The 16,573-nt window shown below is 40.9% G+C and carries 8 protein-coding genes and 1 pseudogene; 4 read left to right on the forward strand and 5 right to left on the reverse strand.

All coding sequences use genetic code 11. The features are described from left to right. Positions 1-87 precede the first annotated feature (87 nt). Positions 88-3,360 carry an ATP-binding protein gene (locus HGR01_RS19760; RefSeq protein WP_045873977.1) on the forward strand — a complete coding sequence of 1,091 codons (3,273 nt, stop codon included), beginning with the start codon at positions 88-90 and terminating at the stop codon, positions 3,358-3,360. A 933-nt stretch (positions 3,361-4,293) separates the two neighbouring features. Here the strand turns inward: HGR01_RS19760 and HGR01_RS19765 are convergent. Beyond that, positions 4,294-4,512: a hypothetical protein gene (locus HGR01_RS19765; protein WP_045873978.1), complete on the reverse strand. Its 219-nt coding sequence runs from the start codon at positions 4,510-4,512 to the stop codon at positions 4,294-4,296. 2,333 nt (positions 4,513-6,845) lie between these two features. On the opposite strand from HGR01_RS19765, the gene ppk1 reads away from it, so the two are divergent. From ppk1 to HGR01_RS19780, 3 genes are all read left to right on the forward strand, one after another. Next, entirely contained in the window at positions 6,846-9,041 is a 2,196-nt protein-coding gene (ppk1, locus tag HGR01_RS19770; RefSeq protein WP_045870770.1) for a polyphosphate kinase 1, read from the forward strand. A gap of 80 nt (positions 9,042-9,121) precedes the next feature. Further along, positions 9,122-9,322 carry a hypothetical protein gene (locus HGR01_RS19775; protein ID WP_264263032.1) on the forward strand — a complete coding sequence of 67 codons (201 nt, stop codon included), beginning with the start codon at positions 9,122-9,124 and terminating at the stop codon, positions 9,320-9,322. Between the two features lie 3 nt (positions 9,323-9,325). Continuing rightward, a complete protein-coding gene (locus HGR01_RS19780) occupies positions 9,326-10,201 on the forward strand; it encodes a shikimate dehydrogenase (RefSeq protein WP_045870768.1) in 876 nt (291 codons plus the stop codon). A gap of 420 nt (positions 10,202-10,621) precedes the next feature. On the opposite strand, the gene HGR01_RS19785 is transcribed toward HGR01_RS19780, so the two are convergent. The 4 genes and pseudogenes from HGR01_RS19785 to HGR01_RS19800 form a co-directional block, all read right to left on the reverse strand. Beyond that, a complete protein-coding gene (locus tag HGR01_RS19785) occupies positions 10,622-10,849 on the reverse strand; it encodes a hypothetical protein (protein ID WP_155539277.1) in 228 nt (75 codons plus the stop codon). Continuing rightward, the gene (locus tag HGR01_RS19790; protein ID WP_045870767.1) at positions 10,846-12,549 is read right to left on the reverse strand and encodes a sensor histidine kinase; all 1,704 of its coding nucleotides are present in this window, start codon (positions 12,547-12,549) and stop codon (positions 10,846-10,848) included. Before HGR01_RS19790 ends, HGR01_RS19785 begins: the two co-directional genes overlap by 4 nt. Positions 12,550-12,873: 324 nt before the next feature. Continuing rightward, a pseudogene (locus HGR01_RS19795) lies at positions 12,874-13,014 on the reverse strand (ATP-binding protein); the annotation flags it as partial. Between the two features lie 772 nt (positions 13,015-13,786). Continuing rightward, positions 13,787-15,517 carry a fasciclin domain-containing protein gene (locus tag HGR01_RS19800; protein ID WP_045870766.1) on the reverse strand — a complete coding sequence of 577 codons (1,731 nt, stop codon included), beginning with the start codon at positions 15,515-15,517 and terminating at the stop codon, positions 13,787-13,789. Between the last annotated feature and the right edge of the window lie 1,056 nt (positions 15,518-16,573).

A 16,573-nucleotide genomic window follows, 5' to 3' on the forward strand; every position in this document is an offset into this window, starting at 1 on the left:
ATTTGCGAAATTTTACATGAAGGGTTGTTAGCGGTTAACAGTCAACAGTCAACAGTCAACAACCTGTTTCATTGCAGGAGTTAAAAGATGCGTCCTTTCAAGCATAAATTTGCGAAAGCTGTTAAAAGTTTACACTTGCGTCATGTGCTAGTGGTGCCTTTTATCTTGCAAATTTCTTTGGCTGTTGGGTTGACTGGATGGTTATCAATTTACAATGGGCAACGCGCAGTTAATGACGTAGCAATTCGACTCCGCAGTGAAATTACATCTCGCATTCAGCAGTATCTCCAAACTTATGTAGAAACGCCTCATAAAATTAACCAACTAAATGCGAATGCTATCCGCTTGGGTGAAATAAATTTACAAGATTTAGCAGCATTAGAAAGACACCTTTGGTATCAAATTGAAACATTTAATACAGTGACGGCGGTTTATATTGGTTCTAACTATGGCGAACATGTTGCTGTAGAAAAGGGTGATCATGGAGGCTTTCAAGTAAAAATTTCTGGGGAATCTACTAATCACGAAATCCGCATTTATGCCGCAGATAGGCCGGGAAATCATACAAAACTTTTAAGATTTAGACCTAATTACGATCCGCGAACTCGTCCTTGGTATACCTCAGCAGTTAAGTCCAAAACAGCGAACTGGGGGGGAATTTATCGACTATTTGCAACACCTAAATTTGTCTTAAATGCTAGCTTGCCTATATACGATAATCGTAATAATCTGCTGGGTGTGGCGGCTGTAGATTTTTCTTTGATAGAGATTAGCCAATTTCTCAGAGAGTTAAAAATTGGACGTTCTGGTGTGACTTTTATTGTTGAGCCGCAAACAGGATTACTGGTTGGGAGTTCTACCACTCAACAACCCTACGAAATTGAAAATCCCCAAGCGCCGATTACCAAGCAAAATCCTCGGCGCATCCAGGCGGTGGATAGCAAAGATCCATTGACGCGCAACACTGCTGCATATTTGCAGCAACACTTTGGCAAGTTCACCAAAATTGCTCAACCACAACAATTAGATTTTGACATTAAAGGTCAAAGGCAATTTTTACAACTTCTGCCAATGAAAACTCAGCAGGGTTTGGATTGGCTGATTGTGGTGGTGGTTCCAGAAGCTGATTTCATGGATCAAATCAATGCCAATACTCGGACAACGATTATACTTTGCCTAGCCGCATTTATACTGGCAACGGGATTGGGGATGTTAACGGCGCGTTGGATTACTCAGCCGATTTTAAAACTGGGAAGTGCAGCCAAAGCGATCGCATCTGGTAATTTGAATCAAAGAGTGGCTGTGCAAAGCACCACCGAGTTAAACGATTTGGCAAAGTCTTTTAACCAAATGGCGTTACAATTGCGCGCCTCCTTTGACGCTTTAGCCCAAACCAACGAAGAATTAGAAAGCCGTGTAACTGAAAGAACTACAGAACTAGGCGAGAAAAATGCTCAACTTCAGCAAGAAATTCGCGATCGCCAAAAAGCAGAGGCGGCGTTATCTAAATCCGAAGCGGAACTGCGGTTAATGTTCGCTGCGATGACGGATATGGTTGTGGTGTTTGATAGCGAGGGACGTTACCTCAAATATGTGCAAACCCAATCCTATACATATAAACCAGATGTAGACCGGGCTGGGAAAACAGTTCACGAAGTTTTACCCAAAGATGTTGCCAATCTGATCTATGATGCGATTCAACAAGCACTGCTGTTGCGAGAACAGCCTGATAAACCTGATAAATCGCGCAAGAGTGTTTACTTGGAATATCACTTAGCTGTGAAGAATCGCGAAACTTGGTTTTTAGCCAGTGTTTCCCCATTGTCTGAGAATACAGTATTGTGGGTAGCCCGTGATATTAGCAAGCTGAAAAAGACAGAAATTGCCCTCAAGCAAGCTAAAGAGGCGGCGGATGCGGCTAACTTAGCTAAGAGTCAGTTTCTCTCAAACATGAGCCATGAACTGAGAACTCCCCTCAATATTATTCTGGGCTTTACCCAACTGCTGCTGCGAAATCACTCACTTAATCCTCAGCAGCAAGACTATATAGATACAATTAACCGCAGTGGCGAAGACTTGCTGACATTAATTAATGATGTCTTAGAAATGTCCAAAATTGAAGCCGGTCGCGTCACCCTCAACGAAACCAATTTTGACTTGTGGAACTTGGTAGAACGCTTGCAACAAATGTTTGCACTCAAAGCCCAATCTAAAGGCTTACAGTTAATTGCCCTGCGATCGCCCACAGTTCCCCAATATATCCACGCCGATGAAAGTAAAATTCGTCAGGTGCTAGTGAATCTCATCGGCAACGCGATTAAATTTACACAATCTGGCACAGTAACATTACGCGTAAATGCTGGGGAACAAATCATCATTCCCAACCAAGAAGTTACCCTGCGCTTCAGCGTTGAAGATACAGGCTGCGGCATTGCTTCAAAGGATTTTGAGAAGTTATTTGAGCCATTTGTGCAAACTGAAACAGGTTATAAATCTCAGGAAGGCACAGGCTTAGGATTACCCATCAGTCAGCGATTTGTGCGGCTCATGGGGGGAGATTTAAGGGTGAATAGCGAACTGTGCAAAGGCTCAACTTTTACCTTTGATATCCCCACCCGTGCAGTAATTTTAGATACTTTACCTACTCCCCAAGAAACTCGCCAAGTCATCGGCTTAGAACCAGGGCAATCTAGTTATCGGATTTTGATTGTGGAAGATAAACTAGAAAATCGGCGGTTATTGGTAGAATTATTAACCCCCATCGGCTTTGAAGTTAAAGAAGCAGTCAACGGCGAAGCTGCGATCGCACTTTGGGAAAGTTGGGCACCCCATTTCATCTGGATGGATATTAGAATGCCTGTAATGAACGGCTTTGAAACCACTCAACATATTAAAGCCGCAGGTAATCAGCCCCCAGTCATTGTAGCTTTAACTGGTAGCGCCTTTGAAGAAGACAGGTTAACAGCCTTATCCTTAGGCTTTGATGACTTTGTGCGTAAACCCTTGCGGGCAAATATCATTTTTGACAAGATGGCGGAACACTTAGGTGTGCGCTACGTTTACGCCCAAGAAGCGAACCAACAGCAAAATATAGAAATTGGTTCTACTAATAGTGCATCCACCCCAACCAACTCATTAACAGTTGCAGACTTAGAACTGATGCCGAGAGAATGGATAGAACAACTGCATCAAGCCGCGCTAAGAGTTAATAGCAAAGAAGTATTGAGATTAATTGAGCAAATTCCACAAAAGAGCGATCGCCTTGCCAAAGCCTTAACTGATTTAGTTGATCGCTTTGGTTTTGAAGAGATGATCGAATTAACCAAGCAGCAGCAGCAGGCGGTTAAAAAACCCGTTTAATGTGCAAAAAACTGATCGCTGGGATATCAACATTTTTCTATCACATTTAGTAGTTGGGTAGGGTGTGTTATCGCGCCAGCGTAACGCACCGTCAAATATTTGCTGAGTTTTTCATGGCTGTTTTAGTCCCCGTTAGGGGTAATGATTTGAAAACAGGAGACGTTTTTAGTTTCGTCACGCAGAATCGTGGTGCTTAAGTTTCCATCCCCGTTAGGGGTAATGATTTGAAAACTGGGAAAATATAGGTTAAGTCTGCTTGAATCATTGCCTTGTTTCCATCCCCGTTAGGGGTAATGATTTGAAAACCCTACCTTTCTAGAAGCTTTACCCAGAAAGGGTTACAGATACCCATTTTCGCGGGGGGTCTAATTTGCTTGTCAACAAGCATAAATTATTGACAATTAGACATAGTTGGAGGTAGTTCAAACTTATACCCAGCAAGGCTTTCGCGGGGGTCAACGAAAGAATAAGAGTGTTCCAAAAAATAAACGATCCAAAACCTGTCATTGCGAGCGAAACGGAGTGTAGCGTTCGCGTAGCGTCTCGCAGAGAAGCAATCGCAAAATCTTGCAACTACGAGCGAGTCTATGCGATTGCTACCCTGCGGGAACGCTACGCGAACATTCCGCTTTGCTCCATTCGCAATGACAATTGAGCATTTTTTTACTTGGAGTACTCTAAGGGTTTCAGAGATTAGCCTACCCCCGCGAAAAATTTAAGTGTCAATAGTTAAAATAAACACTATTGTTTTCAACGGGAAACTTGATATTCAGTTTTCAAGGTGCTGTGTGGATTAGGGCATAGTATAACAAATTACTTGTAACTTGAAAAGCCTAGAAATTTAGTTACATAGTAATAATGAGATTTTTGAGGAAATTACGCAAAGGAGAAAGCAAAAGCAGCTTGTGAGAAAGAAATATCTGCTTTTGCTTGCTAAATATACCGAATTGAATAAGTAAACGCAGCTTGTGAGAAAGCAATATCTACTTTTGCTTGCTGAATATACCGAATTGAATAAGTAAACGCAGCTTGTGAGAAAGCAATATCTACTTTTGCTTGCTGAATATACCGAATTGAATAAGCAAAAGCAGCTTGTGAGAAAGTAAAGGCTGCTGGTGAGAAAGCAAAAGCTGCTTTTGAGAAAGCAATCACAGTTTTTTAGATAACTAGCTTACAGGTGTAGATACACAACAATAATTTGCAGTAGGCAAGAAAACTTATATTAAGGGACTTCCAAATAAAAAAATATCCCATTATTTATTGTGGGGTGGACATCTTGTCCGCCCAGTTTATGTGGCAGGCAAGATGCCCGCCCCACAAGATGGAATAATTTATTTCTTGGAAATCCCTAAGTTGCTTATTGACGCTAGGAAAAATCAGAGTAATTTGTTATACTATCCGCAACCAAAAACAGCACCTTGAAAACTTAATCTTACGTTTCCTATTGAATTGCAAAGTACCTATTTTAGCTTGGTGTACGCAAATTTTTCGCGGGGGTAGGCTAATCTCTGAAACCCTGATTCTTTCGTTGACACCCGCGAAAAGCTTACCCAGTAAGGTTTTGAATAGCCTCTACTAGTGGTTTATTCTCAATAATTTCAGCTTATTGACAGGTTAATTAGACCCCCCGCTAAAATGGCTATCTCTAACCCTCTCTGTATCAGGCTTTGAAAATGCTAGGGTTTTAATTCCTTCACCCCTCACGGGGATGGAAACTTTGAAAAACAAAGATTGCTTTCTTTTCGCAATCTTCGGTTTTAATTCCTTCACCCCTCACGGGGATGGAAACCTAAATTTTTTGGGGTGGTACTTTGCTGCGTGAGAGCGATAGTTTTAATTCCTTCACCCCTCACGGGGATAAAAACTTGAAAATTAGCAGTAGGGTTGAATTTCACGTACTTTAGCGAGATTTAGATACCCGACTTTTTCAAAAAGTCGGGTATCTGAGCTGCAACTTTTGCTTAAGTAATGCCAATTTGAAAAAAGAATGCGACAGATTGTAGGGGCGAGGCACTGCCCACAGGTGTCAACTTCAGCTAAAAGCGATATAGGGTGGGCGTTGTACAAATACCTCGCGCCCTCATCCCCTAACCCCTTCTCCTGGGGGAGAAGGGGAACTAAATCAAATCTCTTGCTCCCTTCTCCCTGTGGGAGAGGGGCTGGGGGTGAGGGCGAAACCTTGCACAAGAGCGGGTTTCACGTTCAGTTGACACCAATGAACTTCAGCTAAAAGCGATATAGGGCGGGCGTTGTACAAATACCTCGCGCCCTCATCCCCTAACCCCCTTCTCCCGCAGGAGAAGGGGAACTAAATCTCTTGCTCCCTTCTCCCTGTGGGAGAGGGGCTGGGGGTGAGGGCGAAATCTTGCAACCAAGAGGGTTTCACGTTCAGTTGACACCAATGAACTTCAGCTAAAAGCGATAGAGGGCGCGTGTTGTACAAATACCTCGCGCCCTCATCCCCTAACCCCTTCTCCCGCAGGAGAAGGGGAACTAAATCTCTTGCTCCCTTCTCCCTGTGGGAGAGGGGCTGGGGGTGAGGGCGAAACCTTGCAACCAAGCGACACCTCTGGGCACTGCCTTACCCCCTAGAGTATATTGATGTGTCGCAAACATTATTTGAGTTGGTATAAATACCATTCCACCCTCAATAGGGTTCGGATAAGTATTTTGCATCTCCCTCGTGATTTGAGAAAAGGGTAAGGATGAATTCAATCCCTTTCCCCCTTAACCGAACTGTATTGATTCCACCCTAGGTATATTTCAGCAATCAAAGCAGAATCTATCGCAGTTAAATGTGAAATTTAATACTAGTGGAACTACTATTAATGATTAAGTAATAATTAGGTTAAAATTTTTATTTAGTATTACTTTTAGCCAAAATAAACTCAGTGATTTTCTTAAATTAACTAATAGACTGAGGATTTTGAATTGTCTCATGTATCAAATAAAAATGATTTTAACCGCATAAAATTTTATGTGGTTAAAAACCTTACATTACTATCTCAAATTGTAGTATTAAAGTTTTCTTAACTCAAAATTAATCTTTTGTTAACATATAAATAAGAAGCTATGGGGTGATGTTAAGTTAAAAAGTAATTAAGCAAAATTACTCTAGTAAATAAGTAAAAAATAGTTGAATTTTTCTTGATTTTCCTGAAGGTAAAACAGATGCTGATTGCAAAGCAATTAACGAGATAAGTTGAAGAAAAATAATCTGACTATTCCCTGAATACCTTACCAAGGAAGGATGTTAATCATATATTTGCTTTGTATCTAATATAGATTAATACTAAATTAGCTGCCTTAAAGTAATCTTAATAAAACTCATGTAAATTATTTAATCTAATGGAAGTTTAATCAATTGACTAAGATAAAATGTCCAGTAAAGCAACAGACTAGGTAGCCATTTTATCTTATTAATTTAAATAGAGTATCGGTATTTGTGTTCCATTGAATTTCCTTTAAATAAATGAAAAATGGATATGACCCAAGCCAAACCGATAAACAAAGTGATTAAAATAAGTGATGCACAGTATTACTTTAATCGTGAACTTAGTTGGTTGGAATTCAATCGGCGGGTTTTGCATGAGGCATTGGATCGGCGGACACCATTATTAGAAAAACTGAAGTTTACCTCTATCTTCAGTTCCAATTTAGATGAATATTTCATGGTGCGCGTGGCAATTCTCAAAGAACAAGTCCAAGCGCAGGTAAGTAAACGCACTCCCGATGGACGGACTCCTCAAGAACAATTAGATGCGATCGCACAAGTTCTCCGCCCGATGGTAATCCAGCAACACGAGTACTTTGAGAAGGTGTTGCGAAAAGAAATGGCAGAAGAAGGTATTCATCTGCTCAATTACACAGATATCACCTTAGAACAGCGCACTTACCTACAAGATTTGTTTCAACGGCAAATTTTTCCAGTGCTGACACCCTTAGCCGTAGATCCCAGCCATCCCTTCCCCTTGATTGCAAATCTCAGCCTGAATTTGGCAGTGGTGGTAACAGATCCAGTTTCCAAAAAAGAAAAATTTGCCAGAGTCAAAGTCCCCGATATTCTGCCACGATTTATTGAATTACCTCATGATTTACAAGCGCAGAATGACAAACCAAATCATTGGATAGGTGTGCCCATTGAACAGGTAGTAGCGCACAATTTAGAAGCCTTATTTCCAGACATGATTGTCAACGAATATCATCAGTTTCGCCTGACTCGTAAAGCAGATTTAGCAGTAGCAGAAGAGGAAGCTGATGATTTACTCTTAGCCATTCAGCAAGAATTACGTGGGCGACAGTTTCGCGGTTGTGGAGTCAGGCTAGAAATTCAAAAATCCATGCCTCAGTTTATGCGCCAAATGTTATTCCCAGAATTGGAATTAACAGAAGCTGACATTTATGAAATCGATGGGCTATTGAATTTGAAAGATTTAATGTCCTTCATGGCTTTGCCATTACCCGAACTCAAAGATCCACCTTGGACACCTGTAATTCCTACAAAATTACGTGCCTTCAATCAATCCACTGCTATAGAAAAATCACAGAAAAGTGAAGGTAGAGAAAATATTTTCTCAATCATTCAGCAAAATGATTTATTAGTACATCATCCCTACGAATCCTTTAGCGCCTCCGTAGAGCAGTTTATCGCCCAAGCTGCCCGCGATGCCCATGTACTAGCCATTAAAATGACACTTTATCGTTCTTCTGGCGATTCGCAAATTTTCCACTCCTTAATGGCGGCGGCGGAAAGTGGTAAACAAGTCGTCGTGTTAGTAGAATTAAAAGCCCGTTTTGATGAAGAAAATAATATAACTTGGGCACAGAGATTAGAAAAATCTGGGGTTCATGTTGTCTATGGCTTAGTGGGATTAAAAACTCACACCAAAATTGCCTTAGTAGTGCGCCGGGAAGGTGACAAGATTTCTCGCTATGTGCATATCGGCACTGGTAACTATAACCCCAAAACAGCGAAGTTATACACCGATTTAGGACTATTCAGTTGTCGCAAAGACTTAGGTGCAGATTTAACTGACTTATTTAATTATTTAACAGGCTATGCCCATCAGCATTCTTACCGCAAGCTGCTAGTATCACCAATTAGTATGCGCGATCGCATGATTGAATTGATTCGCCGGGAAATTGAACATTGTCAAAACGGCAACCCAGGGCGAATCATTGCCAAAATGAATGCACTAGTTGATCCGCAAATCATTACTACCCTCTACGCCGCCTCAGCCGCCGGAGTCCAAATTGACTTAATTGTGCGCGGTACTTGCTGCCTACGTCCAGGTTTACCAGAAATTAGCGAGAATATCCGGGTGATTAGCATTATCGGGCGCTTTCTAGAACATTCGCGCATCTTCCATTTCAACAACAATGGACAAGATGAAGTATACATCGGCAGCGCCGATTGGATGCCCCGCAATTTAGATCGCCGTGTAGAAGCCGTCACCCCAATTGAAGATGCCAAAATATCCCAAACCTTACAAGACATTTTAGAAATCATGCTGGCAGATAATCGCCAAGCTTGGGAACTGCAATCAAACGGTTCTTACATCCAACGCCACCCCCGCAAGAATGAACCAGAACGCAGTAGCCAAAATATCCTCATGGAAATACTGCACTCATTCCACGCTAACGTCAAAGTCCCCAGTTTGAAGTCTAGGTATTTCAATTGAAAACCTCTAGCAGGGAGATGAGGGGGATGAGGGAGATGAGGGAGATGAGGGGGATGAGGGGGATGAGGGAGATGAGGGGGATGAGGGAGATGAGGGGGATGAGGGGGATGAGGGGGATGAGGGAGAAATTACCAACACCAATTACCAATTACCAATTACCAATTACTCATTACTCATTACTCATTACTCATTACCCCATGCCCCATGCCCAATGCCCCATGCCCCAATTTATGTCAAAATGCTCTGAGATTGGAACCAAGAAGCCTATCTCTGACGGCTAGAATATGTTGCATATTACAGGAAAAACTCAACTTTTAGGGGTAATTGGACATCCGGTGGAACACTCGCTGTCGCCGGTGATGCATAATGCTGCGATCGCGAAATTGGGATTAGATTATGTTTATCTACCCTTTCCTATCGCACCAGAAAATTTAGCAGATGCGATCGCAGGTTTTGCGGCTGTTGGGGTTGTGGGTTTTAGTGTAACAATTCCTCACAAACAGGCAATAATGCCCCTCTTGGCAGAAATTACTCCTATTGCCCAAGCTATTGGCGCAGTTAATACTGTGAGTCGTCAAAATAACCAATGGGTAGGTACCAACACAGATATTGAAGGCTTTATCTCCCCGTTGCAAACCACATATCAGCAAGATTGGAGTCAAAAGACGGCGGTAATTTTAGGTAACGGTGGTGCAGCGCGGGCGGTGGTTGCAGGTTGTCAGCAGCTAGGTTTTGCGGAAATTCATGTTGTAGGGCGCAATCAGCAGCGATTAGCCGAATTTTACGAGAGTTGGGCTGATTCCTCCGTAGCTGCAAATTTGCAAGTGCATACATGGGATAAATTAACAAAACTAATTCCCCAAGCTAATTTGTTAGTTAATACCACACCCATCGGTATGTATCCCAAAGTAGATGAATCGCCTGTAAGTGCGGCAGAAATAGCTGATTTACCAGCAAGTGCGATCGCCTACGATTTGATATATATACCTAAACCCACGCAATTTCTCCAACTCGCCCAACAACAAGGTGCGATCGCCATTGATGGCTTGGAAATGCTTGTACAACAAGGTGCAGCAGCCTTAAAACTCTGGTTGCAGCAAGAAACTGTACCTGTAGATGTGATGCGTCAAGTACTACAAAATTACCTAGGTTTGGAGTGAAATTTGTTGACAGTTGACCGAATTTTAGATTTTAGATTTTAAATTTTGGATTCAATCTCATACTATTTTGAATTTTAGATTGTGGATTGAGAATTAGTCTCTATGTAATACCAATTCAAATGATAAATTCTTTGTAGGGGCACGGCATCCACAATCTTTTGGCATATCAAATATCTTATTGGTGCCCATTGGTGTCAACTTAAGCTAAAAGCGATATAGGGCAGGCGTTGTACAAATACCTCGCGCCCTCATCCCCTAACCCCTTCTCCCCCTGGAGAAGGAGAACTAAATCTCTTGCTCCCTTCTCCCTGTGGGAGAGGGGCACAGGGTGAGGGCGAAACCTTGCAACCAAGAGGGTTTCACGTTAAGTTGACACGTATGATTGGTGCCGTGCCCCTACCTACCCATTTCAAATTGGTATCAAATCAGCAATCTAAAATTGATTGAAAGCGGCGGGAAACTCCATCCCCTTGTGGGTGGAGAGGGACAGCCGCCCCGCCGCTTGGGGCATTGGGGAGGCAGTGCGTTGGACGGGTTTCCCGGCTTAAAGCAACTGCCGTCATTGGGCATTGGTAATTTCTTCGCCATGCCCCATGCCCGATTCCCCATGCCCAAAAACTCCATCCCCTTGTGGGTGGAGTTTTTCATTTCGCTGTATTCATGCATGGGGTAATAGGAATCTGAATGATAAACTCAGTTCCTTCACCTGGAGTAGAGACATACTCTAATTTGCCGCAATGTTTCTCTGCGATGATTTGGTAACTGATAGATAATCCCATGCCAGTACCTTTATTGACTGGTTTAGTAGTAAAAAAAGGGTTAAATAAATTGTGACGTGCTGTTTCTGGTATACCGATACCGTTGTCTGCGATCGCAATTTGTACCCACTGTGAATCGATGAGGGATGTACGAATAGTAATGCGGCTGGGATTGTCTTTTATTTGTTGATTCCTACGCTTGATATTGGCTTCTTCTACAGCATCAATTGCATTTGCCAAAAGATTCATGAATACTTGGTTGAGTTGTCCTGCATAACATTCAATTAAAGGTAAATTACCGTATTCTCGCATTACCTCAATCTCTGGTAAATTGCCTTTAGCTTGCAGACGATGGTGCAAGATTAACAAAGTGCTGTCTATTCCCTCGTGGATATCCACAGCTTTATATTCAGCTTCATCCATCCGGGAAAAATTGCGAAGCGATCGCACAATCTCGGTAATCCGTGAGGTTCCCATATTCATGGAAGTAATAATTTTTGACAAGTCTCGTTGCAAAAATTCCAGTTCAATTTTCTCAGCTTTAGCTTGAATTTCTACAACTGGATTGGGGTAATGCTTTTGGTATAGTTTCACAAAATCGATCAAGTTTTCGGCATATTCTTCTATATGCATCAAATTGCCTTGAATAAAGTTGACTGGGTTATTAATTTCGTGAGCAATACCTGCTACTAATTGTCCTAGACTCGATATTTTTTCTGTTTGAATTAATTGAGCTTGGGTTTTTTGTAAATTTTGTAGAGTCTGCTGAAGTTCTATCTCTGCTTGCTGGCGTTCAGTAATCTCATTGTGCAATTGTTCGTTAGCATCAAGCAACTCAGAGCGAGACTTTTGCAAATCGTTAGCCATTTTGTTGAACGAAGTAGCTAACTCGCCAATTTCATCTTGGGAATGAATCGTGACTCTCGTATCTAGTTTGCCTTCAGCTAGATTTAAAACAGCTTGCTGGAGTTGTTTAATTGGGTTGGAGATGTTTTTAGAGATTAGTAAACCTGCTGCTAATGCCAGTACACCACATATCAAACTGATAATTGATGTCGCCACAATACTATTTTGTGCTGTTGCCATTGCAGCTTGATATAGTGGTGTATATTCCAAAATTACAGCACCAACAGTTTCACCACGACTGTTTTTAAAGGGCACAGTAATTAGATGGATACCTTGTGGATGCTCAGGATTAGTTTCTATATAAGTTCTCGTTATACCATCTTGAATAGTTTGACCGACTTCATTGTGAGGATCTCCTGCCAATTTTGTGCCGATGTCTTCAGTAACTACATCTGCCAAAATAATTTTATTCCGGTCTACAATTTCTAAATCGCGTTGGCGGTGCTTGTGTAGTTCTAGAACATGGTTTTGCAAATGAGATAAAACTTCGGCGCGCGATCGCGCTTGTGCGTCTTCCAACTCATGATTTGTAAAATACCCCAGTAGCATGGCTACTTCTTCAGCTTCTTGTCGCGCAAGATACTTAGCTGTTTGTGATTGCTGATGAACTGCGATCGCACCAATTCCTCCTGTAAGAGATGCAATCCCCAGAAACCCCAAAATTAATTTGTGACTAATTTTCATCTCTTGCTACATACCCAATAGTGCTGAGAAGCCAATCCCGTGTTGGAAGCAGCCTCATATAGTAAAATTCCCGCTTTTCAGCTTCTAACTGGTAAACTTAGCAACATTCAATATAAGCTTTAAAATATTTGTATTTTCTTAATCTTTTTATATAAGTTTTATCTATGCTTCGTAAATATAATTTTCAAATGTATTATTAGTTACAAAATATCCAGTTAATATATAAATAAAATTGCTACTTTAGTCGGTCAGTTTTTCTACATACCCTCTAGGTAAATTGAAAATTTTGCTATTGATTGCCTCCTAAAAACTATTCCTACAAATTTAAACTGTTGCCAGAACTTTTTGGTGACTGGGAATCTGAATGATAAACTCAGTCCCTTCACCTGGAGTCGAGACATACTCTAGTTTGCCACCATGTGATTCTGTAATGATTTGGTAACTGATAGACAATCCCATCCCTGTAGAGATGCAATCCCCACAAAACCCAAAATTAATTTGTGACTAATTTTCATAGTTTCCTACATAAAATGCTGAGTGGTTATTTAGTCTTTGTTGATAGCTTCTCATCTTAAAATTCCCATTTCTCAGCTTAAAATCTCACAAGAAGAGAGTGAGTGAGGAAATCACTTACAGTAGATTCCCATAACCAGAATGTACAGCAATACTGCTCGGTTAAGGATTTTTAAGTTGGAATTTGGTTTGGGGAAAAGGTAAAATGGTAAAGGTTAAAGGTTTTTTCTTCCCCCTTTTCCCCTTCCCCTTTTGCCCTTAACCGACAAGTATTGGAATGTACAGATACAGCATTTTTAAATTACAGGAGTTACAAATTAATTATTTTCGAGGCAGAATGCAGCAGAAAAAAGAATATTTTTGATACCATTTTGAAAAAAGAACGCGACAGATGGGTAGGGGCACGGCACCTGTAAGATATTTGATAAGTAGTTAAACAAAATTAATTACACAATGTCATTGCGAATGGAGCGGAGCGTAATGAAGCAATCGCAAGGGTTGAGATTGCTTTGCTGCGCTCGCAATGACTGTAATTAATTTTGCGTGGTTACTTATGCCGATAGATTTTGGATGTTCCCTAACTATCTGTCGGGTTATTATTTCAAAATGTATAATTTACACCTTTGTAATATGATAAATTGCCCCAAAACTATAGTTTTGAGGCAATTTATCAACCCTTAGACGTTGCTATTTCACATCAGGTATAACTTATTTTCAATTAATACTAGAAGTTGTAACCAACGCCTAAAGTTAAACCAACACTTGTGTCATCAAAAAAGGCTGCATTCACAGAACCTGTGGCTGTAAATCGAGAACCTAAAGGAACATCTATACCACCAGTGACCAGAGGAGCAATATCAGTGTCACCTGAGGTATCGATAGCTACACCAGCACCTATAAAAGGAGCGATGGGGAACCGTTGCTGTCCTGTAACTGGTTCTGCTTGTGGTCTGAAATCTAAGGTTATGGGAACCAACACTAAGGTATTATCCCCAAATATAGCTGATGGTCTAACTGAGATATTACGTGTTAGGCCGAGTTTGCTAATTACTGAGAAATTACCAACGCTCAGAGCATTAGTACCTGTCAAACCAATGTTACCAGCAACACCTATATAGCTAGGGCCACCAAGGGTGCTTCTACCAGGTGTTACACCGCCAGTAGTGCCGCCGCCAGTGGTGCCGCCATTAGTGCCACCTGGCTGCTGACCAGTCAGATTAGGTGGAATGAGAACTTGGTTAATCGCATGGATCACACCATTGCTAGCTTGCACATTTGCCTGAATGACTCTTGCACCATTCACAGCAATTTGATTGTTAGCAGCATCAACTTGAACATTTACAGGGTCATCTTCAATAGTCTTAACTTGACCAGTTGACAGCTGGCTAGAGGTTAATTGACCGGGAAGCACGTGGTATCTTAACAGCTTAATCAATGTTTCTCTATTTTCTGGTTGCTGTAATTGCTGTAAAGTCCCAGGTGGTAAAGCTGCAAATGCTTGATCGGTAGGAGCAAAAACTGTATAGGGGCCTGCTTGTTGTAAAGTCTCAGCTAAACCTGCTGTCTTTAACAAAGAAGTTAGTGTGGTAAAAGAACTGCTAGATGCAGCCAAAGAAACGATATCAGTGCCACCAGGTTGGGGAGTGCTAGTGGTACTACCTGCAACAATATAACTAGCTGCAGGAAGGTTACTAGCTATAGGTTGCGCTTGTCCTTGTCTGACTAAAGCTTGATACAAAATTGCTGCTGCTTCAGCACGAGTGAGAGATTGTTGTGGATTGAGTTGTTTAACTTCTGGATAATTAACTACAATATTGGCTTGTGTTGCAGCTGCCACATTGTTGACGGCATAACTGGGAATTGCTGCGGCATCTGAATAGTAAGTGTTCAATACATTAGATGCATTATCGTTACTAGTTAAACCTAAACCACTTGTGATTGCAACGATCGCCTGTACCCGAGGAATTTGTTGATTGGGTAAAAATACATTCCCTGGATAACCTGACATAAAGCCTGTTTCGTAGGCTACCCGAATTGCATCTGCTGCCCAAAAGTTAGCCGGAACATCGGAAAATCCACCAGCAGGTAATTGCCGTACTGCATTTTGATTGAAGGCTTTTTGAATCATGGCTGCAAATTGAGCCCGAGTCACAGCCTGATTGGGCTTAAAAGTACCATCAGGAAACCCTGCAATTACGTTTCTTTGCGCTAGGGCTTGAATAAATGGACTCGCCCAGTAATCTGAACCCACATCAGACAAGCTTGTTGTTGCTTGTGCTGTAGTAGTTGGTGCTGTAATACCTGATGTCGTAGTACCTGATGTTGTCTTACCTGTTGATGGAGCTGTATTTTGAGCCGAAGCAGGTATAGAAATAACAATAGGAGTTAATGTAGCAGCGATGATTCCCAAAGCTAGGAAACTGCTCTTTACTGATGCACGGAACCAATTAAACATGAAAATATCCTCCAAAAACAAGTAGAGTCGTTTCTCAATTTCCTGATTGAATCTTGGAAAGTGCTGGACGCGAAATGAAGTAGAAACACATCTTGAGATGATGCTGGGGTTTGCCTATGAGCTAAAACTACGAGTGCGAAATGTTAAATAGTAAATTTTCTATAACCACCTACCGTTACATTTCATTAATGTATTTTTAAATGCTTGCCTGATAGAGGCAAATTTAAGTCTGTAATGAGAGTTGAGCTTTTCCAGAACTACAGATCAAACTCAGCAATAGTAAGACTGCTAAGAGTATCTGGCGATGTTTCCCAAATAAAGAGAATTAGTACAAATTCTTAAATTTATTTAGGTTAAGTAACGGAGTCTGGAAACTACAAAGTAGGTATTGAGGTTGTCTGACTAACTTGAAAAAGCTTAATTACATCATTTTTCAGCAGCATGAGTTTAGTATTTATTGACGAAAAAGCGCATTATTTTGATATTTACCATTTTTTAGCGATCGCTTGAATTTAACAACTAGCTAAAGGCTAGACTTATCAGCCATTTTTTCCATCTTTAGGTAGTTGACAAAAAAGCTAAAAGTTTAAGATTAGAGGCGAATGGGTAAGCTTAGGGCTAAATTAGCGATCGCACTTCCACTGTTTATGCATAATGTATGCCTCCTCAGGCTCCGCAAAATTCGCTCATGCACAATTTTGCAGTCACAATAACGATTACTGAGATTTCGAGCTTTGCTTAGATAGTATCTTGATTTCTAGGTTTAGCGTAATTATCAGTTTATATTTCTTTATCAAAGAATTTTTATTAATTGATGCTTGATTGTTAATTATCTTAGAGATTTATTTTACATGAGAACTTAATCTTATTAATTTGCCATGATAACACGCTGATATTTTAGTCCAAATTGCTAGATTTTATGAAATCCAACTCAATTAATATCTAAATATCTAACCAAAGGTAGTGTTTAAATTGATCCAATTATGATTAACCATATCTTATCTCCTAAGAGATGGTGAGGGATAAGTATTATCATTGTTTAATTTAATTTACTGA

The sequence above is a fragment of the Tolypothrix sp. PCC 7712 genome, assembly GCF_025860405.1.
GTDB lineage: Bacteria > Cyanobacteriota > Cyanobacteriia > Cyanobacteriales > Nostocaceae > Aulosira > Aulosira diplosiphon.